Raw genomic sequence first — 26885 nt, forward strand, 5'->3', positions numbered from 1 at the left:
TGGGAATTGGGTGTAAAACTTAAGACTAAGTGCAGTGGGCATCTACAAACTAATGACTGTTGACTAATGACTGTTGGAAAGCGAGCGGGGACAGCACTATGACTAATGACTGTTGGAAAGCGAGCGGGGACAGCACTATGACTAATGACTGCTGACTAATGACTAATGACTGTTGACTGTTGACTAATGACTAATGACTAAAATCTTAATTCGTATTCGGCGGTGACGCGATTGTCTCCTTGGAAATTGGTTGAACCTCTGAGCAATATTTTGTCGTTTAAACGATACCGCACGTTAAATTCTGTTGGCTGATTTGCTGATAATACTCGAATGATTGATGCTGAAAGATTGCGCGTGATATCGGCCCCGACTTCTAAGCCTATACCGAGGGAACCTGCACCGGATGCGGCCCCTGAACTGGAACTGGCTGTTTGTCCTTCGTTTCCTCTAATTCGTGTGGGAAATAACCTAAATTCGCTCAATCCGGTGGCGTTGGTAATTACGGATTGCAGGTTGTTTAATAATCCTGCACCGGCTAAATTGGCGATCGCCAGTGTACTATCTCCCTGTCCTAATGTTTGCACGAAACTGCCGCCTAATAGCGCTACAATCTCTGTTTGCGATCGCCCTGGAGAACTCCTCAACTCGATATTTTCGGCCAACTGGGAGGCTTTACCCTTGACTAATGCTTGAATTCGGACACTCCGCACGCTGCCGAAACTTGTCGGTTCATCGGCTATTTCAGAGGCGACAGATGTTCCTGGAGTGCGAAACCGCGAGACTTCTTGTACCGATGTTGCTAATCTCACGTCCAATGTCGGATCGAGTCCTTGTGTTGGTACAAAGGTAGCTGTTTGTGGGTATCCTTTGTCAAGCTTAAACTGCGTGGTAAACAAATTCACCGCACCCGAAGTCAACCGAATCGTACCCGCAGGGCGAATATCGTCTAAAGTTCCATTCACCGTCAAAGCCCCTGTCGCCTGAAAATTCAATATCGGCGCACTCGTTACCCGCACTCCTCGGCCTAATTTCAGCGCCAAATCGTTTAATCCAACTTCAAAGGAAGGGGAAGATGTCGGCGAAGTCGGAGTCGCAGGAGAAGTAGAAACCTCAGTCGGAGTCGTAGGGGAAGATGTCGTAGTGGAAGGGGAATCGGAAGAAGCTAACCGAGTTCCGCCACCTCCGGCGCTGGGGAGAAATACTTCGCCGTCGTACAGTTCAATTTTACCGCTCAACTGCGGCCGCAAAGCTGTTCCCCTTGCTTGGACTTGACCGACTGCGCCGCCGCGGTACAATCCTCTGAGATTCAATCCCAATTTATCTAGATTGACAGCCAAAGGATTCGCTGCATCGACATCGCCCTCCGCAAAAGGGACAGACAGCGGAATCACGCCCTGGGCTACAACTTCCCCTTTACTCAATTGTCCCCGAATTCCTTCTACCCGAATACGATCGCCCTCAAAGCGCACTGTCCCAGTCAGCCCTGTCAGCGGTTCTGGGAAAGCTCTCGCCCGGACGGTTGCATTTTCAAAATTCGCAATTCCTTGCGCTACAGGCTGTTGCAGCGTCCCTCCGATGCGAATTTGCACCTGTCCCTTGCCATTGACCCAGGCAATTTGGGGAGTTAAGACATTAATAATTGCTAATCCTTCATTCTGCAAATTCGCCCTTAAATCTATTTGATTGTTGTCGGGTTTTACCGCAGCAAAGGGTAACTCGAAAGGCAAACTTCCCTGTACTTCAATTGGTTCGGTTTGAGTTACCAAAGCGCTGCCTCCAAAATTCAGGCGGGCGTTGCTATAACTGAAACTGCTGTCGGCTTTTTTAATCGGTTCTCCGTTTAGCGTCCCGTCCAGCAAACTTAATTCGCCGGTGGCTTGCGGATTTTCTAAACTTCCGGCTAAGTTTGCCCGCAAATTTAAGTTTCCGGTTACGTCTACAAAGGGTAATTCGATTAGTTTTGCTAACTCTTCTACGGGTACATTTTCTACCCGCAACTGCCCGGATTGAGCTTTCTGTCCGAGTTGTCCCGAAAATCCGATCGCACTTTTGCCCGATCGAATTTCCAGCGGCAACACGGTTAAAATCCCGTCCTGAAAACTGCCCTCAATGCTGAACTGTTCGGCGACATATTTTCCCCACTGCCAATTATCGCCTTTGACGTTAAATTGAGCTTGCACGCCTGTTCGCAGAGAACCTGCCACTGCAATTTCGCCACCAAAAGTTCCCTGCAATTGAGATAAGGCAGGCAATTTTTCCGATGATTTCACAGCTTGCTGCTGCTGCAAGATTACTTCGATTTCTGCCAAGCGGCGCAACTGTTCGATTAACGGCGCTTCCGGTTCTCCGACTGCGACTGTTTTCACGTCACCGCTGTTACCGTAAACGGGAGGTTTCAAGCCTCTCGCGAAATCTCCTAAATTGAAATACCGCAAAGCTGCTAAAACTTGCTGCAAATTCCCCTGCTGGATGTTAACTTTCCCGGCAAATTCGGGGTTTGCGCCTGCTTTCACATTGCCAGAAATGGAGTATTGACCGGTACCTTGGCGGAAGATGCCGTTTGTGAGAGTGGCACTGCCGTTAGCATAGCTGAATTCGGCTTGGAAACTGTCACCTTTAATGTAGCCGATCGCCGGTTGGGCGATCGCAATTTGTCCAGTTGCTTGCAAAGTCGCTGGATTTAACGGCATCTTCCAACCGGGCACGTTGACTTGTCCTGAAACAGTACCGGTTATCGGCCCCAAACCTGCCTCTTCTCCCGGTGAGAGATTCAATGCAGCCAGCGGGAAATCGCTTAAATTAACTCGCAAAGTTTCGCCCTCAGCTTGGCCGCGGGCTACAGATTCCCCGCGTTTAACTAAGAATGATGTCGGCAGAAACGACTGATTTAAAGCGACTTCGATTTTGTCTTGGGGGCCAGCCAAACGCAAATCTACACTTTTATCGGAACTCGCCGTCACTTTTCCTGCCAGTACAGGATCGAAAGCGACTTGATTTACTGCTAAATTCCGCACTTCCACGTCGCCAACTAAACTCAGGGCGGCCAATGTTCCGGTGAGGCGCCCCGTGAAATCGACATTGCCGCGCACAGGCTGATTTTTCTCTGAAGACTTTTTGGCACCCATGGGTGTCAAAAATGCCAACTGTTCTGCTGGCAAGGCTTCCAGGTTAAAGTTGGAGAGTTTTACATCCAAATCTAGATTGGAAATTGACGGTAATCCTTTCCCAGCTAACTCAACGCCGACAAATCCGCTGGCTGTCAAACCGCGAGTTGCAGCTTTTTCTACTTCTATCCGTTTGCCATCCCAGTTAAATATTGCATCAAAAGGTTGTTTGAGAAAGGGCAATTCCGAGATGCGGAAACTGCCGCCGGCGCGAACATTTTGCGGGGAAGCAGCAGCAATCGGGCCGGATAAATCAACATTCCCGTTAAATAGTCCCCGCAGTAGGGGGAGATTTTGGGCTTGGGAGACTAAACCGCTGCCTTGCAAGCTTTGCCGCTGGGCTTCAAAGGCTTTCTGGAAGCGACTTAGGGCAATTTGGTCGCCTTCAATTGACGCGCGCCAATTCCCCGATTGTGCGCTACCTTTGGCGTTGACAACTCCGCCACCGTTGGCGAGTCGAATTTGTCCGTCGCCGTTGGCTGTGATGCCGTTGGCGGTTAAATTATCTGTATTTCCCACTATTCTGATTTTGCCGTCGAGGGTTCCGGCAATTTCTCGCGGTAAATTGGTTGTCAGCAAACCTGTTTGTTTGAGGGTTTGTTCTAAATTGCTGACTGTAACTCCGTTGGTTGCTAGCGATGCTTCCAAGTTGCCGTTTTCCAATTTTGCCGTAGTATCGATCGCCCCGAGTCGATCGACCAAAATCCGTCCTTCCCCACTAGCACGAATTCCTTTAGCTGTCAAATTATCCAAACTTCCCGCTGCTTGGTATTGGCCGTTAACTCTGCCGTCAAATCCTTTAGGCAAAGTCGCCGTCAGCGGAAACAGTTGGAGATTGCGGACTGTTTTTTCTAAGCGACTGAGAATAACTCGATCGAGATCCGCAACAGCTTGCCATTGTCCAGCATCTAATTTTCCCTTAAAATCAACCGTACCGTCGGCAATATTTAATTTGCCACTGCTGTTAACAGAAACATCGGCGACGCTTGATTTGTCAAGACTTCCCGCCGCTTGAATTTGATTCGATATTTGTCCGTCAAGCGATTTTAGATTTTGAATTTTGGATTTTAGATTGCTATATTGTTCTTGCTTTTCGGGATTGAATGCCGAAGCCACATCTAACAGCGGCAATCCTAAATTTACCAGGCTGCTGATAGAAGTGCGATCTGTTTCTGCGGTTCCTTGCCAATTTCCCGCTGCCAATTCTCCTTTGAAATTGACATTGTTGCCGCCCAGATTGAGTTTGCCGCTACCGTTGAGATTAATTGCGCTAGCCGTCAAATTTTCCAGACTTCCAGAAGCTGTAAATTGACTCGATAACTGGCCGTCGATCGATTTTAGATTTTGGATTTTGGATCTTAGATTGCTATCTGGTTGATTTTCGGGATTGAATGCGGAAGCCACATCTAAAATAGGCAGTGTTAAATCTACCAAGCGGCTGATGGAAGTGCGATCTGTTTCTGCGGTTGCTTGCCAATTTCCGTCTGTCAATTCTCCTTTGAGATTGACACTGCTGTCGGCAATATTGAGTTTACCGTTGGTGCTAAGATTGATGCCGCTAGCGGTTAAATTGTCAAGATTTCCCGCAGCTTGAAATTCTCCTGCTAGCTGGCCATCCAATGATTTTAGATTTTGGATTTTGGATTTTAGATTGTCGAGATTGGCAGAATTTGCGATCGCCAAAAATGGCAAGCCAATATCAAGTAAGGGATTGATGGCAACTTTTTCGGTTTTGCCAGAAGCTTGCCAGCGGCCTGATTCTAGTTTGGCATTAACATCAACAATACTATCAACAACATTCAGCGTTCCTTTGCCGCTAGCATAAATACCATTTAAACTCAAATCGTCCAGAGTTCCTGCAACTTCGGCGGTGCCGCTGAACAAACCTGCTAATTCTGGAGGTAAATTAAGTCGGGGAATCAGTGGCTGCAAACTTTTGACTGCCACGCGATCGCCCTTGATTATAGCTTCCCACTGACGGTCTTGGATCGCCGCATCCACATTCACCGTAGCATCGCCAATTTTGACAACGGTATTTTGCAAATCCGCCGTATTACCTCCGGCGCGAATTTCGCCGCTAGCCGGAAAAGTCCCTTGTGGTGCTTGCCATTTAGCTCTAGCTTGGATATTATTTAACGGCCCGAAAACTTGAGCTTTGGCGGACACACTGCCAATTTTAACAGCAGCGGGAATCGGGAGAGCGTAAATTTGGGCGATCGCATCTCCGGGCAGATTTTCCGCTTGCAAATCGAACACCAAACCCGATCGCGAATTCTCACTTCCCAACGTTATATCGACTTCACCTTTGCCACCAATTTTACCGCCCGCCGCCGGCACAACTAATATATCGCTCAATGTCAAAGCTAAAGAGGACAACGGCACAGTTGACGGTGGAGAATTCGGCGTTGGAGTTTGAGCTGTTCTCCCGCGTTCCAATTTAAAGTTAGTGCTAATATTGTTTAATTGCAGGCGATCGACTGTAGCGGGTTTTGTCGAGGCGATCGTACCTGTCAGCACTGGATTTGCAACGGTTCCAGTCAGTTTAGCATCCGCCTTCACTTCTCCGGCAACTGCGATCGGCAATACTACTTTCTGCCCTAACTCTGCCTCCACCGCACTAATAACACTTGCCACAGCTACCGGTTGCACGTTAGTTATCAGATTGAAACTCGCTTGTTCGGTATTAAAATTAGCTCCAGTCGCAACTGTTCCGGCTATTTGAACGGGAATTAAACCGTAATTACCTGTGAGAGTATCGACAATTAAATTAGTTCCCTGAAACCGCAATTGACCGCTACCATTTTGGATAATCTGTTTCAGCGGTTTGATACTTGCTTGCACTCCGGCAAAACTTGCTGTTCCAGTAATTCCAGATAATTTATTGTCTCGCACTTGCACGGTTAAATTGCTATTTGCCAGACCTTTTTGTAGAGAAATGCCGGAAACTTTCAGCAAGCGAGTGATGTCGGACAAAGGTAAGTTTTGCGATTGCAGTAGCACGTTAGTTTGAGCCGCAGGCAACAGAGAATCAGCCTTGACTGCAAAATTGTCATTATTGGTAAACTGACCGTTAAGTTCGTAGAGAACGCGCTGATTTTGCTCGCGAAACAAAGCGCTGCCATTTTTGAGAGTTACCGAAATCGGCGCCGAAGTTTTCTGTCCGACTTCGGGACTAGGCACTAAAACTGCACCGGCATTTTCAACTCGAATTGCTTCAATTTCCGTTTTAAATAAACCCGCAGGTTTTTTGTCCTGGGTGGGAATATCAACCCAGCGGCCTTCTGCATCCTGTTCGATATAAGCGCTAGGTTTAACTAAGGTAATATCTAATTTGAGAGTGCGGTTGAACAGCAGCGGCCAAATTGAAAATTTCACTTCCACTGCTTCTGTGGAAGCGTAATCTGGATCGATCGCAGTTGCGGGTACAGTCGATCGACCAAACCGCAACCCGATCGGAGAAAATCGCTCCAAACGTCCGATTTGCACTGGCCGCTTCAGTGTCTGACTGACCTCAGATGCCACCAAAGGAGCTAACTTTTTCTGCACCCACTCCCGTGCGGCTACCGCCCCAACCAAGCCGAGAATGCCCACTCCCGTACCGCTAAGCAGCAAGATACGCCACCAGTGGCGCCCAGAACGGGGTGCGAGTTGTTTTTTGTCATCGTCCGAGTTAGTCATGCTTATTTCTCAAGGTTGTGAGAATTCAGGAATTGAGGAAATCAGCCGGTTTGAGAGACGGAGAGGGAGAGAGGGGGAGAGGGAGAGAGGGACAGGGAGAGGATTTGACGAGTTTTGGTCGAGAAGTGAAATATACAATTTAAATGCCGTAGAGCTGAAAAAATCTGGGATTCTGACGAAGGCTTTCTGTCTTTGCTAGACTCAGAACTGACCTTGGAAGTGCCGATCGTACAATCAAACTTCAATATTCACCCCCTCCCATGTCGCACAGACTCCAGAAATCTTTACCAAACTTAATCTAAAATCGCCACACCTCCTACCACCGAGAGTCAATCTAAAATCTAAAATCTAAAATCGCCCGATCGCTTCTAAGATAAAAAAACGGTGGTTAAGAAGGTCTTTAAAACTTATGCGAGTGTTCGTCTTACTCTTCAATGCCCGCACCGAGAATGAGGGAATTCACACCATTCAACTCGGCGATCGCAACAAAGTTCTGATGTTTGAGTCAGAAGACGACGCCACACGCTTTGGCGTGATGTTGGAAGCTCAGGATTTTCCCGAACCCGCTGTCGAGGCGATCGACGATGAGGAAATTAAGGAGTTCTGCGACAGTGTTGATTATGATTGGGAACTTGTGCCGGCGGGCGCACTAGCGATTCCGCCAGAAGACAATGTAACACAGACTCAGTGGCAGGCAGAGGGGCAGTCGGAACCGGAGTCACAGCCGGAGTCGGATTCTGAGGTTTCTCAAGACGAACTGGATTCTATGCGCCGCCGACTCGAAGGACTTTTGTAATCACGAAGGAAGAAGGAAGAAGGAAGAGGGAAGAAGGAAGAAGGAAGAGGGAAGAAGGAAGAAGGATAAATTTGATATCTTCCAGCATTCTCAATCCTAGACTCGATTTCTAGATACAGGCTTCTAGGCTGAAGCTGGGACTCTGTATGTCTCCTGACTATGCCCACCAGAAGCAAAAATTGCCAACCGATCGTTAATAACTGACAAAAAATGAAGAATTTGGAAGAACGGGGGCATCTGCTGACGGAACAGGTGAATGCCAACAGCGCGAATTTAGACCAACTTAGCTCGATCGAATTGGTGGACTTGTTCAACGCAGAAGACGCCCAAACCTTAAATGCGATCGCCCGTGCCCGCGAACAGTTAGCCCGGGCGATCGACATTGCTGCCGAATCTCTACGTCAAGGAGGCCGCCTATTTTACGTCGGTGCGGGCACTTCCGGGCGTTTGGGGGTACTCGATGCCGCCGAGTGTCCCCCCACCTTCTGCACGCCGCCAGAACTCGTACAGGGCATAATTGCCGGGGGTGCGGGGGCTTTGGTGCGGAGTTCGGAGGATTTGGAGGATCGGGCTGAAGATGGCGCTGAGTCGATCGCCCACCGTCATATTAACAATCTCGATGTGGTTGTCGGGATTACGGCTGGGGGCACTACACCCTTTGTAGCGGGTGCTTTACACGCGGCGCGCCAGCGGGGGGCGAAAACAGTGTTTATCGCCTGCGTACCCGTCGAACAGGTGAATTTTGAGGCTGATGTGGATATTCGGTTGTTGGTTGGCCCGGAGATAGTCGCGGGTTCGACGCGCTTGAAAGCTGGTACTGTGACAAAAATGGCTTTGAATATTCTTTCGACTGGCGTAATGGTCAAGCTGGGGAAGGTTTACGGCAATCGGATGGTTGATGTGGCGGTGACTAATAAGAAATTGCGCGATCGGGCGGTGCGGATGTTACAAGATTTAACTGATTTGGGCCGGGATGAAGCGGGTTTTTTGTTGGAAAAAAGCGGCAAATCTGTAAAATTAGCTTTGATGATGCACTGGACTGGTTTGGACAAGGAAGAGTGCGATCGAATTTTGGGAGAGTTTAATGGTAATTTGCGATCGGCAGTAGCATCAATACAATTGTAGATTTTTGCGATCGTAGGGTGCGTCGCCACAGAAAATTCCTCACCTTGCATACCGAAAATCTCAAAGCGACGCACCTGTTGTTAGGCGAATTTCAAGGCAATTTGCGATCGGCTGTAGCATCAATACAATTGTAGATTTTACGTGAATACGAGAAGAATACTCGGCGGTTGAAACCGCGTCTACAGACACGAAGTCCGCCTCCGCGGACTGAAGAAAGAAGAATACGAGAAGACTCGGCGGTTGAAACCGCGTCTACACACACGAAGTCCGCCTCCGCGGACTGAAGAAAGAAGATTAACTCGTTCTTGTCGCTGTACCTGGTAACGAGTAATCTTCAACCCGCGAAGGCGGGTTTAGTTTGTATAGACGCGGTTTCAACTGCCCGATCTACTTCCTAAATTGCACTCACAAAAACAGAAGATGTAAGCTGACTTTGACTTACACCCTGCACGATTCCCAAATAATTAGCCCCCGACTTAATCGCCGTAGAAGCGATGCTTGCACCTGCATCCAACTTCAAACTCACAGATTCAAAAGTCAAGTTGGCAAATCCGATCCCGTCGGTTAAACCAATCTTATCCCCGGCGACAAAATCGGTAATCACATCGGCACCAACTAACGTAGCCGAAACAGACAAACCTCCTGCTAGGATAAACGTATCATTACCAGCACCGCCGGTCAGAATGTCTTGCCCGCGATCGCCCCCCAGCAAATCATCGCCGTTACCGCCAATCAAGATATCATTTTCCTTGCCGCCCCGGAGAGTATCGTTGCCATCTCCTCCGATCAGTCGATCGTTATCATTGTTGCCGCTGATAAAATCATTACCAACACCGCCATCAATTAAATCCGAATCTTTACCGCCGGATAAGATGTCATTACCACCTGCGCCGTTAATTGTATCCGCGCCTTGCATTCCATTAATCGTATCAGCGCCTGCTCCTCCAGTGAGATTGTCTTTCCCGGAAAGGGCAAAAATTTGCAATCCCACAGCGCTGGCAGGTATTTGAGTATCAGCAGCATCTGATAGGAAATAATTGCCACCGCTGGCTATATTCTTGGGTGCTGTCGTCGGGGTGCCGTCCCCTGTAGCATTGGGTATTGGGGAAGTAATGGAGACTAATGTGCTGGGTGTTGGAGTTGGAGTTGGAGTTGGTACGGGAGTTGGTGTGGGAGTTGGAGTTGGAGTTGGCGTTGGAGGTGGTGCGGGATTGACACTACCATCAAGCGAAGTAGCAAAAACTTGCGTCCAATAGTGATTGTAATTGACGCTGCCAGTATCGTTGGCTAAGAAATAGTAACCAATGCCAATCTCTTTCAGATTCGGATTAAGAATGTTAGCCCGGTGGCCACTGCTGTTCATCCATGATGATACAACTTGGTCGGGTGTAGACGATCCCGCAGCGATATTTTCTGCTGCCGAGCTGAATTTATAGCCCGTTGCAGTAATCCGATTTCCCATTGACGAACCATCTTTTCCGGTGTGATCGAAAAAGTCTTGCACTGCCATGTTTTGGGTGTGATTTTGCGCCGCATTCAACAACTGAGTATTTAAGGTTAGGGGGGACAAACTCAATTTGCTGCGCTCTATGTTCGTAAGTTCTAAAACTTTATAAATAAAGTTTTGATTGGTTGTGGCTGGTGCGGGTTGTGACAGTTGAGAAGCCGATCGCTCTCCTGTTAAAATGTCCGCAGACTGAGAATCGGAATTTTGTAGTTGTTCAAGCATGGGGATGATAAAAATGTTTAAGACTGGGCTGAGCTGGTAGATGGCTTACCGTCTTAACGATAATTTCCCCGATCGCAGGCTGGGCAGGCTTCAACAATTGTCTTAATCCCTGCCACTGTTGTATCTATTGTTATTATACCTATTCTTCAACTGCGGATGTCAATATCCGGACTCTGGTTGAAAAAAGCCAAGAGTGCGATCGCCCGTGGAATCAATACAACCGAGATTCCGCAGCCACGAGCGCGTCACGCAGAACAATTACCCACAACATTATTTTTAAAGTCATTTATTATACTTGCTTTTTAAGGTTTAACCGTTAATATACGTACAACAATACAATTTATAGCGGTTCTCAAAAAAAGTGAGGTATGCCCCATGCCCTAAGTATCGCTCAAAGATCGGCTCGCATCTGGATCGAGGTACGTAGTTGCGCTTAAGCGCTCTTTATAATATTAGGAAAGAGCGCTTAAGCGCAACTACGTACCTAACTTGTCTGACGACAATAAAACCGCCCTGTGCGGAATCTGAGATAGAGCTTGAGATTTGAGATTTTTCCTGATTAGCTTAACAGACGGGAATCCCCACACTATACCGATCGAAGGTTAGTGTGGGATGAGAGGCGTGTGAGACTCCGATTCCACCTGTCCATAATCTCAAAGCGCAGCTTTGAGCAGTGGGCGGGTGGATGACGAGATGAACAAAAGTTCAATAGTCGTGGTAAAATACTTAGATCTTGGATCAAAGAATAACAATCTGGGTCTAAGTCCAAAAAATTCAGGTGACAAGTGGGGCGGGACGTGTTCCTCACTATAAAACGCCGTAAAGGGAAACCATTGGAGTCCGCGGGAAGGAAGATCTCGATATCCTTAACAGGACTCAGATGCCTACAATATACCGCTTGCGGTTGATGTAGGAGCGTCACTAAGGTTCATATTGCGCGCCCAGTTCGCGGGCTGGGGGCTAGAAACCCGGTTTCTTCGAGTTTTGCGTTTAGTTACGAAAAATCTACGAAGAAACCGGGTTTCACTCTTGTTAGCGATCGCGCGCCAACTAATTTTTTAGTAGAATCCTCACAAAAAATTCTCAATTAATTCAAAATTCACCGCTCAAAACTCACAATTTCAAAATATTATCTTGTCCGACTTTAGCCTCCTGAGACACTTGCTCAACCTCATCTTTGGCAAGAATTTCCAAAGCTGCATCTGCTTCGACACCGCCCAACCGCCCCAAAGCTTGGGCGACTCTATAACGAATCTGCCAATCTGCATTGGAAGCGTAGGGAAGCAGCAGCGGCAGGGCCCGTTTATCCCCTAATTCTCCTAATGCACTGATGGCAATAGTTTGGATCAATTCGTTTTCAGAACCCAGGGCATTTTCTAACATCGGAAATGCTTTTGGATCGCCCATTTCTCCCAAAGCTGCGACGATGCTGAGTTGCACCAACCATTCAGATGTACTGCTGTAAACTTGCTGCAAATCTTCTAAAGCAGCGGTTAATTTCAAGGCGCCCAAAGCATCGGCTGCGGCTGCTTGCACGTCGGGTTCGGGATCGTTTCGCAAGCTGTGAAGCAGTACCTCTAAAGCGTTCGGCAGATTTTGCTCGCCGAGGGTTGACATTTGGCTGACGGCTGCGTATCTAACGCGGACGTTTTTGTCGCCGATCGCAATTTGAATCAAATTATAGGCGATCGCTGGTTCTAGCTGTCGCAGTTGGTTGACAGCCCGCAACCTTTCGCCAAAATCCTCGGAATTTAGCAATTGTTCGACAGATTCAGGGGTAATACTCATGCGATTTTAAAATTGGTAATTGGTAATTGGTAATTGGTAATTGGTAATTGGTGATTGCCAAAAGCTTAGAGATTGAAGGAGCGATCGGCTCATTTTCTGATACAATCCTTCAACTGCAACAATTAATTAAGACTCGGCTGCCATCCATCGGATAATATCTCCCCTAGTGAGGATGCCGATTACTTTGCCAGCACTATCGACTACCGGCAATCGGTGGATGCTGCGATCGTGCATTAGTTTGGCTGCTGCTTGGACAGATTTGTCTGGTTCGATGGTAACGGGTTCTTGACTCATCGCTTCTCCTACTGTTTGCCCTAAAGCCTTGTGGAGTTCTCGCTCGTAACGCGAGGGATTTTCTAGATAAATCACGCTGTCGAGTACCATGATGTAAGCGGGCGGAGTAACGCCGGTTTCCCGCCACATCAAGTCGGTTTCGGAGATGACTCCTACCAATAAACCATTCTCATCTACAACGGGAAGGCCGCTAATACGTCGATCGGCTAAAATTTTAATCGCTTCGTTTAAGGGCGTTTCGGGGCGCGCCAAAATCGGATCGCGACTCATCACATCGGCTACTGTTTTGGGCATGATTGGCGGTTGATTTAGTTGTTGCTCTACATCCGATCATATAGGGAAAGCGTGACACAGACTGAAGAAAAGCAGCCGGGGAGAAGGGATTCGTGACAAGCTAGAAGGACTCAAATAGTTTGAATGCCAGAATTTATCAAGGTTTTTGCGATCGCACTCACGAATTCTGCCGTTTGTCAGTCAAGCGCGCGGGCGATCGACCTCACAACATTGTTAAGATAAATTAAACAGCCGATAAATTCTTAGCGATGCCAGAATCTACCGCCGCAGAAGCAGATACCCAACCAGAAACGCGCTGTGTATTAGTTTGCCAGTATCAATCTTGCCTGAGACATGGTTCAGCAGCAGTGCTAGCTGCCTTTGAAGCCCAACCAGTCCCAGGAGTAAAAGTTGAAGCTTCTAGCTGTCAGGGACAGTGCAACACGGGCCCGACTGTGCGAGTCACCCCAGACCAAATTTGGTATTGTCGAGTTAAACCGAGTGATGTAGAGTCGATCGTGGAACAGCACCTCAAAGGCGGAAAACCTGTAGAGGCGCTGTTCAATCCGAGAATTCATATGCGTTATTATTATTAGTCTTGACTCGGTGATTTTTATCAGATATGTTTGCATCTAATTTGGACTTTTCTCTTAAGTCTTTGATTGGTGGTTAACCGCAGATTTAAAGCAGAGAGGCGCAGATGAACGCAGATATTTTTCGGGTGCATCTCAATGCAAGCGAATATATCCGTAGGGGCGAAGCATGACCGCAGTCAATATGAGATGATAACTAATAACTTATATGCGGTCATGCTTCGCCGATGTACCCTATTTTTTAGAGAGAAATACGATTTTGATAAAAAGTATTTTGAATGGCGATCGCACCTCTTGCAAAAATACCTGGAACGGGCAAGATGCCCGTTCCACAAGAAAAGATTTTTTTGGTGGGACGGGCTTCTTGCCCGTCCGAAAATTTGATTTAAAGGACTTTTCTAAGAAGTCTATTGTGATGGAAGTGATGCTTTGAGAATTAAAGGAATTGCGGTTAGTTTGTTAGTCCTAATTTTGGGGCGCACGTCGGCGGTAGTCGCTCAAACGCCTGCGGTTGCTGGGGATATTTGTCCTGGGGAATTGGGGGCGAAGGTAGATGCGATCGCCAATCGTGCTGAATTTAGCCGATCGCGCTGGGGCATTTTGATTCAACCGCTATCATCTGCGGCGACTCTCTACAGCCGTGACGCCACCAAATATTTTATTCCAGCATCCAATGTCAAGCTGCTAACCACAGCGGCTGCTTTGCAGAAACTCGGTGCCGATTTTCGGATTAAGACATCGGTTTACAGCGGCGCAAATGGGAGTTTGTATGTTGCCGGTAGGGGCGATCCGAGCATTGTGGAGGCTCAGTTGAAGGACTTGGCGCAGCAGTTGAAACGCCGCGGAGTCGATCGCATAAATGAGTTGATTGGCGATGACAGCTATTTTCAAGGCAGTGCAGTCAATCCGAATTGGGAATGGGAAGACGCCCAAGCTGGCTATGGCGCGCCGGTTAACAGTTTAATTTTCAATCAAAACGCGATCGAGCTTGTTTTGTCCCCACAGGCGATCGGGCAACCTCTGAAAGTCACTTTTGCCGAACCAAAGTTAGCCAATCAGTGGCAAATTCTGAACAATTCAGTCACAGTCTCTCAAAACGAATCGGAGTTTATTGAAGTTGGCAGGGAGTTCGATCGGCCTGTCATTCGAGTTGGCGGGCAGTTGAAAGTTGGTGCGGAATCTGAATCAGCTTATGTCGCAGTTGTCAATCCCGCTAATAATTTTTTACAGCATTTTCAGCAAGTTTTAGTAGCTGAGGGAATCCCTGTCAAACAAGCTTTGGTTGCCCCTGTTCCTCGCAATTTAAATCAGGAATTAGCGTTTGTTGAATCGCCACCGCTGGCCGAATTGGTGAAAGAAACTAATCGGGAAAGTAACAATCTTTATGCAGAAGTTTTATTGAGATTGTTGGGAAAAGTCACAGGCTCCATGCCTGTTTCACAAGCAGTCACAGGCAAGATGCCTGTGCCACAAGAGGATACAGGTGAAATTGGTTTGAAGGAGTTAAAAATAGCTTTAACTCAATTAGGTGTAAATCCAAACAGCTACATATTAGCCGACGGTTCCGGACTTTCCCGCCACAATTTAATTAGTCCAGAAGCCTTGGTGCAAACTTTGAGATTGATGGCGAATTCACCTACTGGATCTATCTACCGCGCATCACTGCCCGTGGCTGGCGATAGCGGTACTTTGAAAAATCGCATAAACTCTACACCAAACCGCGTAATTTTGCAAGCAAAAACTGGAACTTTGAGCGGAGTTTCGGCGCTGTCGGGATATATCGAAGTTCCCAATTACGAGCCGCTGGTGTTTAGTATTATCATCAATCAATCCGATCTGTCTGCTTCAAAAATGCGATCGGCAACGGACGAAATTGTGCTATTATTAAACCGCCTGCGCCGCTGTTAAAACCACAGATTTAAGGTGAGAAAGTTTATCTAAGTAGTTACACCTAAAAAACAAGACGTTAAACAGTTGACAGTTGACAGTTGACAGTTGAGTGCGAAGTGATAAGAACATAGATTTAAACTCCGTTCTTATCACAATCTGCCGACCTGAGTAAGGGCTTCAAACCCTTGCTATTCGGCGAAAAACTCTACAAGTTTTAAGTTTAATGAGATTGCAGCGGCGGGGATCGAAAAGCAGCTAGAATAAAAACAGAAGAATTAAAACCATTGGGCTGTTTGAACCTGCTATCAGTCGGCGAGTTCTGTACAGCCCGAAAATAAGTCTAACTTTCCAACTATGAAGTCTTTAGATTCCGAACAGCAACACATCTTTGTCGAAACCAACAACATCCGCTTGCACTGCGTTTCCCAAGGAGAAGGCGAGCTCGTGATCCTCCTGCACGGGTTTCCTGAGTTTTGGTACTCTTGGCGCCATCAAATTCCTGCCTTAGCGCGTCATTTCAAGGTTGTGGTGCCGGATTTGCGGGGCTACAACGATTCGGACAAGCCGGAAAGCGGTTATGATTTGGATACGCTGAGTGCTGATATTCGCGGTTTGATCGATCGGCTGGGCTATACAAAAGCGCACATTGTCGGTCACGATTGCGGTGGTGCGATCGCGTGGCATTTAGCTCAAAAATTCCCCGAAAAACTCAACCGCTTGGCAATTTTAAACGCTCCGCACCCGCAGCGATTCGTGCAGGAAATGGCAAGCAATTTAGACCAACTCCGCCGCAGTTGGCATATTTTGGCATTTCAAGTTCCCGGCATTCCTGAATGGTTGATCCGGCAAAATTTGAAAGATTTTGTGCAAAATATCTTGCAAGGACAAGCTGTTCGCAAAGGAGCTTTTAGCGCTGAGGAAACTCAGATTTATCAAACCGCTTTAGAAAAGCCAGGAGTGTTAGCGGCGGCGATGAATTATTACCAGCAGATGTTTCACCCGCAGCGTCTTTGGCATTGGGGGCAGAAGTTAGATCCTGTGACAGTGCCTACTTTGGTGCTTTGGGGAGAAGAAGATGCGTTTTTGAGCCACACACTTGTAGAAGGTTTGGATCGGTTAATTAGCGCTCCGTTTAAGTTAAAATTAATCCCTAATTGTGGTCACTGGATTCAGCAGGAAGCGCCGCAAACGGTGAATCGAGAATTGCTGAATTTTTTGAGAAATTCTTCTCGTTCTTTGGCTTTGGCATAAAAGGTTTTAAATATTGCAAATAAAAACCCGGTTTCACACGGAAACTGGGTTTTTATTTTTCTCCGAGTATGTCTGTAGGGTGCGTCAATCGATTTTAGATTTTAGATTTTAGATTTTAGATTTTAGAGGCGACCCCACGGATAAATTCGGGGGAAGAGAGGATTTTCGATTTTCGATTTGGGTTCGCTTGTCAGTAGAGAATTTCTGAGTTACCAGAGAATTAAATCAGGCTGACGCACCCTACTATAGCCTTTCTCAAAGAGATGAGGTATGATTGACCAGAAAGAATTGGTTGAAAGCCCCAAGTCTTTGAGGGAGAAATTAAAATCAGACTATTCATTACTCCAATCCTCGGACTTAAGGGTAAAGGTCGCTCTCAAACTGTCAACTGTCAACTGTCAACTGTCAACTGTCAACTGTTGACAGCTTCTATAACCATTAAACTAAGAGGGCTGAAGCCCAACTACGTACCGCATCTTTCTAAGAACCGCTATATCTAACTTATTCCGCCTCAAAAACAGGTATAAATGCCCGACACGAGGGTCAAAATCGATTCCCAAATTTTAGACCATAGTTCAAGTTCCCTGATTCATCAAGGTGAGTCAACGTAAAATCTAAAATCTTAAATCGACTCATGAGTCCCAGAGCATATTTTCTTGCATCAACAGTGCAATCATCGCAGTTCTAGAACAAACACCGAGTTTGATAAAAATCCGCCTCACGTAAGTAGCAACCGTCCAGTGACTGATATTTAAATTTTTGGCAATACATTTGTTGGGCAGACCTTGCGCTACTAATTGGGCGATCGCTCTTTCTCGCGGGCTCAGGCTGATTACCGGTTTGTAAATTGTGCTTTGCATAGTTTTGCAGTGCAGTGACGAGTTAAAAAATTAATCAATTAATGGTAGAATCCCCAGTTTCTCTCGGACTTCAGATAAGGGAGTTTCCCAATCAGATGCAACGTCCCAGTCAATTAGCCGCTCGGCTAATTTTCCATGTTTTAAACCTTTGATAATTTGTCCGATCGGGCATTTGCCACTTAGCAATCCAACTAACACTAAAATCGCACAGGAAGGGCGAAATACTTGAGCGCGAGTAAACGCTTGAAGTACAAATTCATCTTCGGCAGAAGGTGAAAGACCAGTGAGAACCGGTTAAACGTCGTGGTTTCGTTGAATCCAGTCTCCAGATGCGATCGGCTCAAACCCTTGTTCGTCTAGAAATCGCGCCACTTCGCACCCTAATGTTCCTGCTGGCAGTTGACGCAATTTTTCCAAGTCTATTTCAAAATGTCGATCGCTCTCAATTTGAGGATTAATTGTTTGAGCCATCTTTAATATAACTCCTAATTGACCGTCAGTCATGATTGATTCTCCTGGGATAAGAATTTAAGTTCCTGAAAAATGAAATTCATGTTTGTCCAGTTCATTTTTGCGATGAATCAAGACAACTTTTTTTTACAGTTCAGCTCAGAAATCCTACATTCTGTAACAGCAATTAACTTTCAGGAGCTTTTACATTTCTTTACAAACAGCCTCAGAGGTGAAATCTGTCAGTTGTCAAAATCTGGCTAGTGTTAGTTACCGCAGCTTGACCCAGAGGGAAGTAACCGTAAACTCCACAGTATTTAGCGGTGATTGGAACTCCTTTACTTACGTATATGAATCTATTCTGCTCCTAAGTATTTGCACCTGCAATGAGTCAGAAGCTGAAGCGTGTAAACGCAGTGATGCGAGTGCTACCAAGTGAATCAAGGTGAAGAGACCAGAAGCAGGGTGAAGTAAACATTTGACAGCTTGCCCTGTAGCAATATTATTCGTAGGGTGTGTCGCCATTAAACTGAATTAAAATCGACTTTTCGAGTAGCGACCCACCTCAATAGCTCTCGGTGACAGAAATTTCCCCGGGCGATGGCTACGTCCCGGCTTGCGCCTACGCACTCGAAGCGAGCTAGTATTGATGCAAAAATGAGATGCACCCATTTAATTTGAGAGCATCTCATTTTTGTAACAAGCATTTTTGATTTTAGTGGTGTCCGCGAAGAGCGTATTATACAATACGCTCTTCGCGGACAGAACTAATGACCGATCGCGACAAAATTTAAATTTCTTCCATGTCTCCTACATCTTGAATGTCATCATTATCAACAACCTCATCATCATCAGCATCGACATCATCAGCATCGACATCCACAGGAGCGACAGAATTAGCAGAAACCACTGCCCCAGTATCAAGTTTTTCCCGTACTAGCCGCTCGATCTCATTTTTGAAATCGATATTTTTCTCCATGTGTTGAATCACTTTGTCTCGTCCTTGAGCGATGTTCTCGCCGTTGTAACTATACCAAGAACCTTTTTTCAGGATTACTCCCATCTCGTCTGCCAAGTCAGTCAGACAGCCTAAGGTAGAAATGCCTTTACCAAATACAATGTCAAATTCGGCAATGCGGAAAGGCGGAGCAACTTTATTTTTAGCAACTTTAACTTTTGTGCGGTTGCCGTATTCTTCGGTACCTTTTTTCAAGCTTTGAATGCGGCGAATGTCGAGCCGCACGCTGGCGTAAAATTTGAGGGCGTTACCGCCGGTTGTGGTTTCGGGGTTGCCGTAAGTTATGCCGATTTTCTGCCGCAATTGGTTGAGGAAAATCACGGTACAGCCGGATTTGCCGATGTTGCCGGTGATTTTCCGCAGTGCTTGGCTCATCAAGCGGGCTTGCAAACCCATGTGGGAGTCGCCCATGTCGCCTTCGATTTCGGCGCGGGGGACGAGGGCGGCTACGGAGTCAATGACTACGATATCGACGGCGACGGATCGCACGAGTTGATCGACAATTTCTAGGGCCATTTCGCCGGTATCCGGCTGGGAAACTAAGAGATTTTCAATATCGACGCCTAATGCTGAGGCGTAGGTGGGATCGAGGGCGTGCTCGGCATCTACGAAGGCTGCGATGCCGCCGGTTTTTTGGACTTCGGCGATCGCGTGGAGCGCTAGAGTAGTTTTACCGGAACTTTCCGGGCCGTAAATTTCAATTACTCGGCCTTTTGGCAAACCGCCGCCCAAAGCAATGTCCAGTGTCAGAGCTCCGGTGGGGATGGTTTCTACCCTCATGCGAGTGGAGTCTCCCAATCGGACGATCGCTCCTTTGCCAAAGCTGCGCTCGATTTGGGACAGTACGGAAGTTAGGGCTTTTTGCTTTTCTGTGTTTTCAGTAGTTTTTGTAGAAGCTTCTTTTTTTGCCATTTTCGGTACGCGGGTAGACCCCTTGCGGAGCTTGTTGATTAACTGTACAACACGTATGTTAGCAGTTATTTTTGGGGTCTGGAGGTTCTGGGGGGATTTGGTTTAGAATTCTTGATTTTGCGGTGGTTGGGCCCGATCGCGCCCTCACCAGAAAGAATTGGTTGAAAGCCCGCCCGCCTTCGAGAGAGAAATTAAAATCAGACTATTCATTACTCCAATCCTCGGATTTAAGGGTAGAGGTCGCTCTCCTTCGGTCAACTGTCAACTGTCAACTATCAACTGTCAACTGTTGAAGGTGGCTCTTGCTTGGAAGGTAGAAGGCTTTCGGCAGAAGGTAGAATAATGGTCGGTTGGGATCTGTACAGGTATCGATCGATCTTTTACAGGGCCCAAACGGGGGTGGAGAGAAACCGGGTTTTTCCACAGCAATACACAGGTTGCAGCAGGCGAACCCGGTAAAAAACCCGGTTTCTGAGCGTAGTGGTGCGATCGTCCCCGGAGTCGATCGGTACGCATCTGGGACGATCGCTACAATTAGGACAAGCATGGCATCTACAACACATCAAGACACATCTGTTAATCCCAAAAATCCTCAAAATTCGCGGTTGCTGATCTGGTTATTGGCGATCGGCATTTTACTAGGTATCGGATTTCGGTTCTTCGAGATCGATCGCAAACTTTACTGGCACGACGAAGCTTACACATCAATCCGCGCCGCTGGTTTCACCAGGCAAGAAATCGACGACGAACTATTTCAAAACCGCATTATTCCCGCACCAGAATTGCAGAAATATCAGCGGATAAAACCGGGAAGTACAGCAGCAGACACAATACGTTCCTTAGCACTAGAAGACCCGCAGCATCCGCCTTTGTACTTTTTGATGGCTCGTTTGTGGATGCAGCAATTTGGCAGTTCTCTTGCAGCATCCCGCAGTTTGCCAGCAATATTGAGTTTGCTGTCGCTGCCTTTGATGTACGCTTTAGCCCAGGAACTTTTCGCTTCAAATTTGGCAGCCTTAGTAGCAACAACACTTTTGGCTTTATCTCCCTTTGATATCTTGTTTGCTCAGACAGCAAGGCAGTACAGTTTGCTGACTGCAACGGTGATTGGCAGCAGTTGGCTGCTGCTGAGAGCATTGCGGTTGCGGGGGTGGCAAAATTGGGCGTATTACTCGATCGCGATCGCGATCGGTTGCTACACTCACCCTTTCTTCACGTTAACACTTGTCGGACATGGAGTTTTTATAATTGCTTGCTGGCTGTTTGTCAAAAAAAGAAAATTGCGAGGTCACTTAACTAATTCGCAATTTTTCTTAGCAGTAACAGCAGCTTTAATCTTGTATCTGCCGTGGATTTACGTGCTGGCGACCAACCTGGAACGAGCCTCAGCAACGACAGATTGGACGCGAATATCTCCTGGTTGGCTGTACCTGGCAAAATTGTGGACGCTCAGCTTTACAGCCTTATTTTTTGACTTCGACTTCGGCTTTGACAATATCTGGACTTATCTGCTAAGATTGCCATTTTTGCTGTTAATTGCGGCAGCCGTTTACAACATCTGCCGCCGCACAAATATTTCAACTTTGATGTTTATTATAACATCAATTTTCGTCCCGTTTTTGATGCTAGTTTTACCGGATATAATTCTAGGTGGCAAACGCTCCGCCGTCAGTCGGTATCTGATTTCCTGCTTTCCGGGGGTGCAGCTAGCAGTTGCTTGCTTGCTGGCCAATAATGTGAAAACTCAGCAGCGGTTTTGGCAAGTCGTTTTAGCCGGGGTATTTACAGCAAGCATAGCATCCTGTACAGTCAGCGGTGTTGCTGATACTTGGTGGAGCAAAGACTTGAGCTATTTTAATGCTGAAGTTGCGAGAAATATTAACAAAGAGGCGATGGCTAATCGCTCGATTAAAGATACAATTGTAATTAGCGATCGCGGTAATGACTTTACTAACATGGGAGATTTGCTCTCCCTAAGTTATTTGCTCGACAAAGATGTACGACTTATGCTGTTGAGTCAGTCGCCCGATATCGAGATGCTGAACAAATATTCGGCTCCTCTGGTGTTCCGCCCTTCGGAAAAATTGCGATCGGCACTCAAGCAAAATCAACGCCGCCTAGAGCCGATATTGGCATACGCCAAACTTTTTCGAGTGCGGCGAACTTCTTAGTTCCCGGTAGGGTGCGCTGAAAAAAACTGTTTGATTTGCCTCAAATATTTGAACTGACGCACCTTAAGTCACTATTTGAGAATTTTGTCAATTTAAATAAAGGTACGTAGTTGCGCTTCAGCGCCATCTTGGTACGTAGTTGCGCTTCAGCGCCATCTTGGTACGTAGTTGCGCTTCAGCGCCATCTTGGTACGTAGTTGCGCTTCAGCGCTCAAAGGTACGTAGTTGCGCTTCAGCGCTCTTTATATATGTAAGCGCCCAAGCGCAACAACGTAGCTAAAAATTAACCCCTATAAGAGTGCCAGTTGAGTTGTCTCAACTATTTGGGCTGACGCACCCTACATCATTAGCAATAATTATTTGAATAATTAGGAGAAAACGCCATGCAAGAGTCAAACAATTCATCTTCCGAATACTCGCAAAAATTTCGCAATCTTCAGACAGAATTACGCGAACGTTGGCGAGAGATAGAAGAATTTGACAGCGGAGATTGTGATATTATCGTCATTCCTTCTCTCAGCTTAGATCAGCAAGAAATTCTGAAAGTTGAGGGTGCTTACCACTACGAAGAGCGGCATTTATTTTCATTGATTCGCCTGCGAAATCCTCGCACGCGCTTAATTTACATCACCTCGGAGCCGCTGCACCCCATGATTATAGATTATTACCTGCAATTGCTCCCAGGTATTCCATTTTCTCACGCGCGCGATCGCCTTTTGCTGTTCTCGGCTTACGATGCATCGGCGAAATCCCTCACCCAGAAAATTTTAGAACGTCCTCGCTTGATGGAGCGAATTCGCCAAGCAGTACGCCCGACAAAATCTTATATGGTTTGTTACAACTCGACGCCCTTAGAGCGCGAGTTATCTGTTAAATTGGGAATTCCTTTGTGGGCTAGCGATCCGGATTTGCTTTATTGGGGAACAAAAAGCGGCAGCAGGCAAATTTTTCAAGAAGCTGGCGTACCTTATCCTGACGGTTCCGAGTTGGTTTGGAATGCAGAAGATTTGGCCCAAGCTGCGGCTGCGTTGTGGGAAAGACAGCCGGATTTGCAGCGGATGGTAATTAAGTTAAATGAAGGTTTTTCGGGGGAAGGAAATGCAATTTTAGATTTGAAGCCGATCGCAGGTAAAGCACCTCAAGAAAGAGTTAAAGCAATTGGCGATTGCTTCCACAATTTGCGCTTTCAATCAACAGGCGAAACCTGGAAAAATTTCAGCAGCCGCATTCCCGAATTAGGGGCAATTGCGGAAGCATTTATCGAAGGAGAAGAAAAGCGATCGCCCAGCGTTCAAGGTCGAATTGTCCCCAGTGGCGAAGTTGAAATTCTGTCAACCCACGACCAGATTTTAGGCGGCCCAGACGGTCAAATTTTCTTGGGTTGCCGATTTCCGGCGGATGAATCCTATCGGCTGGCGTTGCAAGAATTGGGATGGAAAGTGGGAAAAAATTTAGCAGCAAAAGGTGCTTTGGAGCGATTTGGAGTGGATTATGTTGCTGTCAAGCAATCGGACGGGAAATGGGATATTCAAGCAATAGAAATTAACTTGCGTAAAGGAGGTACAACTCATCCGTTTATGGCTTTGAAGCTGTTAACAAACGGTCGGTACGAGCGAACTACGGGATTATTTTACAGCCAGCAGGGGCGTCCGAAATATTATGTGGCTTCGGATAATTTGAAAAAGGAGCGGTATCGGGGATTGTTGCCGAATGATTTGATGGATATTATTGCTGACAATCAACTGCATTTTGACACTGGTACTGAGACGGGGAGCGTGTTTCATTTAATGGGTTGTTTGTCGGAGTTTGGCAAATTGGGATTGACGAGTATTGGCAATTCGCCACAAGAAGCTGAGGATATGTATAACAAGGTTGTGAAAGTTCTCGATCGCGAAACGTCATTCAGTTGACAGTTGACAGTTGACAATTGACAGTTGACAGTTGACGGTTTGAACAATACTGATGCAACGGGAATTGATATCACCGATCAACCCACAAACCCGGCGGTTGAAACCGCGTCTATACCAACAAAACCCGCCTCCGCGGGTTGAAGAGTCGTAGCGTAGCGGGGCGTAAGCCATCGCACATTGCTCTGAAATTCCATATTTCTTAGTCCGCGGAGGCGGACATTGTTTGTATAGACGCGGTTTCCAACCGCCGAGGATTTGAATCGTTTGTATAGACGCGGTTTCCAACCGCCGAGGATTTGAATCGTTTGTATAGACGCGGTTTCCAACCGCCGAGGATTTGAATGGTAGCTATTTTTTAGCGGGATAAATCGGTGTGGGGTCGATCGAGCCTGTGCGGTTGAGAGGCCAAAAACGGACGATCGCCCTACCGATGATATTTTGTCTGGGTACAAAGCCCCAATAATGGCTGTCACAGCTTGCGTTGCGGTTGTCCCCGAGTACCAAGTAAGAATTTTGAGATACAACTACAGGCCCGTAGGGATACTGCGGAATTTCTTCAATATATTTTTCCTGTAGCGGCTGCTTGTTGATATAAACTTTTCCATCTTTGACTTCCACAGTATCGCCCGGAAGTCCGATCACTCGCTTGATGTAGGCATCTTTGATCGGCGGCGGCTGTCCCGTGCACAAACTCGCCGGATCGGGAGGCATAAACACGATAATATCTCCTCGCTGCGGGTCTTGAAGTCGATAGCTCACCTTGTCTATAATTAATCGATCGTTAATTTGCAAGGTTGGGAGCATCGAGCCGGTGGGAATGTAGCGAGCTTCAGCAACCAGGGTGCGGATACCAAAGGCTAAGAATGCTGCTAAGCCGATCGTCTTAATTCCTTCTATCCAAGGATTTTCGGTATCTTGCGGGGGTTTTGGGTCGGCTGACTTGTCTAGACGAGTCATAAGTATTTAAGTCACTGGGCTGGATACAAATTATAAACTTATTTCGGGGTTTTTTGAGGAAATCTGCAAAATCTGCGCCCCAGACGTGAGTTTTTGTACTATCTGGTTGAGTAAAGTGCGCCGAGGTCGATCGTAAAAATTACAATTTTCCTGAAAGCTAGTTATATTTATTAGTATTTTTCTAACTCTTTTGAGGATAAAATTTGTCTGGGCTTCTACGTACATTACCTATTTAATTATAGCTTATGCCGACCACATCAAGTTTGTTAATCCGTCGCGCTCGCATTCTGTTACCTGACGGCGAATTTTTGGTAGGGGACGTGCAAATTAGCGATGGCAAAATTGTTCGGGTTGCTCCGGAGATTGCCATGTCCGGCGATCGCGAAATAAATGCGATCGGCTTAACTCTCTTACCCGGAGTAATTGACCCGCAGGTACACTTCCGCGAACCGGGTTTGGAACACAAGGAAGATTTGTTTACGGCTAGCTGTGCGTGCGCTAAGGGCGGCGTGACATCGTTTTTGGAAATGCCGAATACCCGCCCCCTAACCACAACCCAAGCGGCCTTAGATGACAAGCTAAGGCGCGCTGCTGACAAGTGTTTGGTCAATTACGGCTTTTTTATTGGGGCGACGCCGGAGAATTTACCGGATTTGTTGGATGCGAATCCGACTCCGGGGATTAAGGTGTTTATGGGTTCGATGCACGGACAGTTGTTGATGGATGGAGAGGAAAATTTAGAGCGAGTTTTCGCAAAGGGCGATCGATTAATTGCAGTACACGCCGAAGATCAAACTAGAATTAATCAGCGTCGTCAGGAATTTGCCGGCAGTACCGATTTAGCTGTACACTCGCAAATTCAAGACAATCAAGCAGCCTTGTTAGCAACTCAGCTAGCCGTAAAACTTTCTAAAAAATATCAGCGCCGACTGCACATTCTGCATCTTTCAACTGGCGACGAAGCCGAGTTTTTGCGACAAGAAAAACCGAGTTGGGTAACAGCAGAAGTAACGCCGCAGCATTTACTGTTAAATACCAGCGCCTATGAGAAGATTGGCAGTTTAGCCCAGATGAATCCGCCGTTGCGGGACACCCGCGATAACGAAATACTTTGGCAAGCTTTACTCGATGGCGTAATTGATTTTATCGCCACCGATCACGCGCCGCACACGTTAGAAGAAAAAGCTCAAGAATATCCAAATAGCCCATCGGGAATGCCCGGAGTTGAAACTTCTTTGCCTTTGATGTTGACGCAAGCAGTCGAGGGAAGGTGTACAGTTGCACAAGTTGCTAATTGGATGTCTGCGGCTGTTGCGAAGGCTTATAAGATTCCGAACAAAGGGGCGATCGCTCCGGGTTTTGACGCCGATTTAGTTTTAGTTGATTTGGACAACTACCGCCCGGTGATCGGAGCAGAAATGGCGAGTAAGTGCGGCTGGAGTTCCTTTGAAGGTTGGAATTTAACTGGATGGCCCGTGGTGACAGTTGTGGGAGGAAAAGTTGTTTTTGAGAACGGTAAATTAGATACAAATGTCAGGGGTAAAGCCTTGACATTTGACGTTGAGTAGTCAATTTATATAAACAAAGGTATGTAGTTGCGCTTCAGCGCTGAAGCGCAACTACATACCTAAAACATTACAGCAAAAGTTGTGCTAAAATTATCAGAGTATATTCCCTTACGATCGAGGCGATATTACCTATGCTCCAAGAACTAGAAACACAACTTCTTGCCTTAACTCCGACCGAGAAATCTGAAGCAATACGGCTGTTAACCCAAAGTTTAAGCAATAGCTGGCCGGGAATTACCAAGACTCCCGAAGTGTGCGGCGGCGATGCTTGTATTGCCAAAACTCGCATTCCAGTGTGGCTGCTTGTTGGTTTTCGCAATGAAGGTTCAAGCGATTCCGAACTTCTCCAATTTTATCCCCATCTAAGTGCTGCTGATTTGGTCAATGTTTGGACTTATGCTGATTCACATATAGAGGAAATTGAACAAGCAATCAGCAAAAATGAGGAAGCATAACTT

The 26885-nt window shown here is 46.8% G+C and carries 19 protein-coding genes; 10 read left to right on the plus strand and 9 right to left on the minus strand.

What is annotated here, in order from left to right; translation table 11 throughout:
* Positions 1–197: 197 nt before the first annotated feature.
* Entirely contained in the window at positions 198–6842 is a 6645-nt protein-coding gene (locus JGK22_RS16435; RefSeq protein ID WP_293313210.1) for a translocation/assembly module TamB, read from the minus strand.
* Between the two features lie 409 nt (positions 6843–7251).
* Here JGK22_RS16435 and JGK22_RS16440 point away from each other — a divergent pair, with 409 nt between their 5' ends.
* Together JGK22_RS16440 and murQ are read left to right on the plus strand one after the other, a co-directional pair.
* Positions 7252–7638: a DUF3110 domain-containing protein gene (locus JGK22_RS16440; protein ID WP_293182710.1), complete on the plus strand. Its 387-nt coding sequence runs from the start codon at positions 7252–7254 to the stop codon at positions 7636–7638.
* 210 nt (positions 7639–7848) lie between these two features.
* The gene (murQ, locus tag JGK22_RS16445) at positions 7849–8763 is read left to right on the plus strand and encodes an N-acetylmuramic acid 6-phosphate etherase (RefSeq protein WP_293313212.1); all 915 of its coding nucleotides are present in this window, start codon (positions 7849–7851) and stop codon (positions 8761–8763) included.
* A gap of 394 nt (positions 8764–9157) precedes the next feature.
* Here murQ and JGK22_RS16450 read toward each other — a convergent pair whose 3' ends face one another.
* Positions 9158–10492 carry a CAP domain-containing protein gene (locus tag JGK22_RS16450; RefSeq protein WP_293313214.1) on the minus strand — a complete coding sequence of 445 codons (1335 nt, stop codon included), beginning with the start codon at positions 10490–10492 and terminating at the stop codon, positions 9158–9160.
* 156 nt (positions 10493–10648) lie between these two features.
* Here JGK22_RS16450 and JGK22_RS16455 point away from each other — a divergent pair, with 156 nt between their 5' ends.
* Positions 10649–10798: a hypothetical protein gene (locus JGK22_RS16455; RefSeq protein ID WP_293182702.1), complete on the plus strand. Its 150-nt coding sequence runs from the start codon at positions 10649–10651 to the stop codon at positions 10796–10798.
* Positions 10799–11605: 807 nt separating this feature from the next.
* On the opposite strand, the gene nblB is transcribed toward JGK22_RS16455, so the two are convergent.
* Positions 11606–12280 (minus strand): phycobilisome degradation protein NblB, encoded by a 675-nt coding sequence (nblB, locus tag JGK22_RS16460; RefSeq protein WP_293182700.1) that lies wholly within the window; start codon positions 12278–12280, stop codon positions 11606–11608.
* Positions 12281–12406: 126 nt separating this feature from the next.
* On the minus strand, positions 12407–12868 hold the full coding sequence (locus tag JGK22_RS16465; protein ID WP_293182698.1) for a CBS domain-containing protein: 462 nt from the start codon (positions 12866–12868) through the stop codon (positions 12407–12409).
* A 248-nt stretch (positions 12869–13116) separates the two neighbouring features.
* Here JGK22_RS16465 and JGK22_RS16470 point away from each other — a divergent pair, with 248 nt between their 5' ends.
* The 3 genes from JGK22_RS16470 (at position 13117) to JGK22_RS16480 (ending at position 16581) form a co-directional block, all read left to right on the plus strand.
* On the plus strand, positions 13117–13443 hold the full coding sequence (locus JGK22_RS16470) for a (2Fe-2S) ferredoxin domain-containing protein (RefSeq protein ID WP_293196226.1): 327 nt from the start codon (positions 13117–13119) through the stop codon (positions 13441–13443).
* Positions 13444–13875: 432 nt separating this feature from the next.
* Positions 13876–15348, plus strand: coding sequence for a D-alanyl-D-alanine carboxypeptidase/D-alanyl-D-alanine-endopeptidase (gene dacB, locus JGK22_RS16475; RefSeq protein WP_366025952.1), 1473 nt, complete (start codon positions 13876–13878; stop codon positions 15346–15348).
* Positions 15349–15684: 336 nt separating this feature from the next.
* Positions 15685–16581, plus strand: coding sequence for an alpha/beta hydrolase (locus JGK22_RS16480; protein WP_293182692.1), 897 nt, complete (start codon positions 15685–15687; stop codon positions 16579–16581).
* 632 nt (positions 16582–17213) lie between these two features.
* Here the strand turns inward: JGK22_RS16480 and JGK22_RS16485 are convergent.
* The 4 genes from JGK22_RS16485 to recA all read right to left on the minus strand — a co-directional run bounded on the left by JGK22_RS16485 (position 17214) and on the right by recA (position 19821).
* On the minus strand, positions 17214–17441 hold the full coding sequence (locus JGK22_RS16485; protein WP_293148388.1) for a helix-turn-helix transcriptional regulator: 228 nt from the start codon (positions 17439–17441) through the stop codon (positions 17214–17216).
* 30 nt (positions 17442–17471) lie between these two features.
* Positions 17472–17639: a hypothetical protein gene (locus tag JGK22_RS16490; protein ID WP_293182690.1), complete on the minus strand. Its 168-nt coding sequence runs from the start codon at positions 17637–17639 to the stop codon at positions 17472–17474.
* A 96-nt stretch (positions 17640–17735) separates the two neighbouring features.
* On the minus strand, positions 17736–17945 hold the full coding sequence (locus tag JGK22_RS16495; protein WP_293182688.1) for a hypothetical protein: 210 nt from the start codon (positions 17943–17945) through the stop codon (positions 17736–17738).
* Positions 17946–18681: 736 nt separating this feature from the next.
* The gene (gene recA, locus JGK22_RS16500) at positions 18682–19821 is read right to left on the minus strand and encodes a recombinase RecA (protein ID WP_293182686.1); all 1140 of its coding nucleotides are present in this window, start codon (positions 19819–19821) and stop codon (positions 18682–18684) included.
* 350 nt (positions 19822–20171) lie between these two features.
* Here recA and JGK22_RS16505 point away from each other — a divergent pair, with 350 nt between their 5' ends.
* Together JGK22_RS16505 and JGK22_RS16510 are read left to right on the plus strand one after the other, a co-directional pair.
* Entirely contained in the window at positions 20172–21992 is a 1821-nt protein-coding gene (locus tag JGK22_RS16505; RefSeq protein WP_293182682.1) for a glycosyltransferase family 39 protein, read from the plus strand.
* Between the two features lie 383 nt (positions 21993–22375).
* On the plus strand, positions 22376–23902 hold the full coding sequence (locus JGK22_RS16510) for a peptide ligase PGM1-related protein (RefSeq protein WP_293182680.1): 1527 nt from the start codon (positions 22376–22378) through the stop codon (positions 23900–23902).
* Positions 23903–24250: 348 nt separating this feature from the next.
* On the opposite strand, the gene lepB is transcribed toward JGK22_RS16510, so the two are convergent.
* Entirely contained in the window at positions 24251–24859 is a 609-nt protein-coding gene (lepB, locus tag JGK22_RS16515) for a signal peptidase I (RefSeq protein WP_293182678.1), read from the minus strand.
* A 245-nt stretch (positions 24860–25104) separates the two neighbouring features.
* Between lepB and JGK22_RS16520 the strand changes: the two genes are divergently transcribed.
* Positions 25105–26427, plus strand: coding sequence for a dihydroorotase (locus tag JGK22_RS16520; protein WP_293182676.1), 1323 nt, complete (start codon positions 25105–25107; stop codon positions 26425–26427).
* A 131-nt stretch (positions 26428–26558) separates the two neighbouring features.
* Positions 26559–26882, plus strand: a complete 324-nt coding sequence (locus tag JGK22_RS16525; protein ID WP_293182674.1) for a DUF433 domain-containing protein — start codon at positions 26559–26561, stop codon at positions 26880–26882.
* The last annotated feature ends 3 nt before the right edge of the window (positions 26883–26885 follow it).

This window comes from Microcoleus sp. PH2017_08_TRC_O_A, from assembly GCF_020738665.1.
Lineage (GTDB): Bacteria > Cyanobacteriota > Cyanobacteriia > Cyanobacteriales > Microcoleaceae > Microcoleus.

Bases quoted from the DNA above. Each gene is read 5' to 3' on its own strand.
- JGK22_RS16525 (WP_293182674.1), top strand. From the start codon at position 26,559: ATGCTCCAAGAACTAGAAACACAACTTCTTGCCTTAACTCCGACCGAG.
- JGK22_RS16435 (WP_293313210.1), bottom strand. From the start codon at position 6,842: ATGACTAACTCGGACGATGACAAAAAACAACTCGCACCCCGTTCTGGG.
- recA (WP_293182686.1), bottom strand. From the start codon at position 19,821: ATGGCAAAAAAAGAAGCTTCTACAAAAACTACTGAAAACACAGAAAAG.
- JGK22_RS16470 (WP_293196226.1), top strand. From the start codon at position 13,117: ATGCCAGAATCTACCGCCGCAGAAGCAGATACCCAACCAGAAACGCGC.
- JGK22_RS16440 (WP_293182710.1), top strand. From the start codon at position 7,252: ATGCGAGTGTTCGTCTTACTCTTCAATGCCCGCACCGAGAATGAGGGA.
- lepB (WP_293182678.1), bottom strand. From the start codon at position 24,859: ATGACTCGTCTAGACAAGTCAGCCGACCCAAAACCCCCGCAAGATACC.
- murQ (WP_293313212.1), top strand. From the start codon at position 7,849: ATGAAGAATTTGGAAGAACGGGGGCATCTGCTGACGGAACAGGTGAAT.
- nblB (WP_293182700.1), bottom strand. From the start codon at position 12,280: ATGAGTATTACCCCTGAATCTGTCGAACAATTGCTAAATTCCGAGGAT.
- JGK22_RS16510 (WP_293182680.1), top strand. From the start codon at position 22,376: ATGCAAGAGTCAAACAATTCATCTTCCGAATACTCGCAAAAATTTCGC.
- JGK22_RS16520 (WP_293182676.1), top strand. From the start codon at position 25,105: ATGCCGACCACATCAAGTTTGTTAATCCGTCGCGCTCGCATTCTGTTA.
- JGK22_RS16455 (WP_293182702.1), top strand. From the start codon at position 10,649: ATGTCAATATCCGGACTCTGGTTGAAAAAAGCCAAGAGTGCGATCGCC.
- JGK22_RS16465 (WP_293182698.1), bottom strand. From the start codon at position 12,868: ATGCCCAAAACAGTAGCCGATGTGATGAGTCGCGATCCGATTTTGGCG.
- JGK22_RS16485 (WP_293148388.1), bottom strand. From the start codon at position 17,441: ATGCAAAGCACAATTTACAAACCGGTAATCAGCCTGAGCCCGCGAGAA.
- JGK22_RS16450 (WP_293313214.1), bottom strand. From the start codon at position 10,492: ATGCTTGAACAACTACAAAATTCCGATTCTCAGTCTGCGGACATTTTA.
- JGK22_RS16495 (WP_293182688.1), bottom strand. From the start codon at position 17,945: ATGACTGACGGTCAATTAGGAGTTATATTAAAGATGGCTCAAACAATT.
- JGK22_RS16480 (WP_293182692.1), top strand. From the start codon at position 15,685: ATGAAGTCTTTAGATTCCGAACAGCAACACATCTTTGTCGAAACCAAC.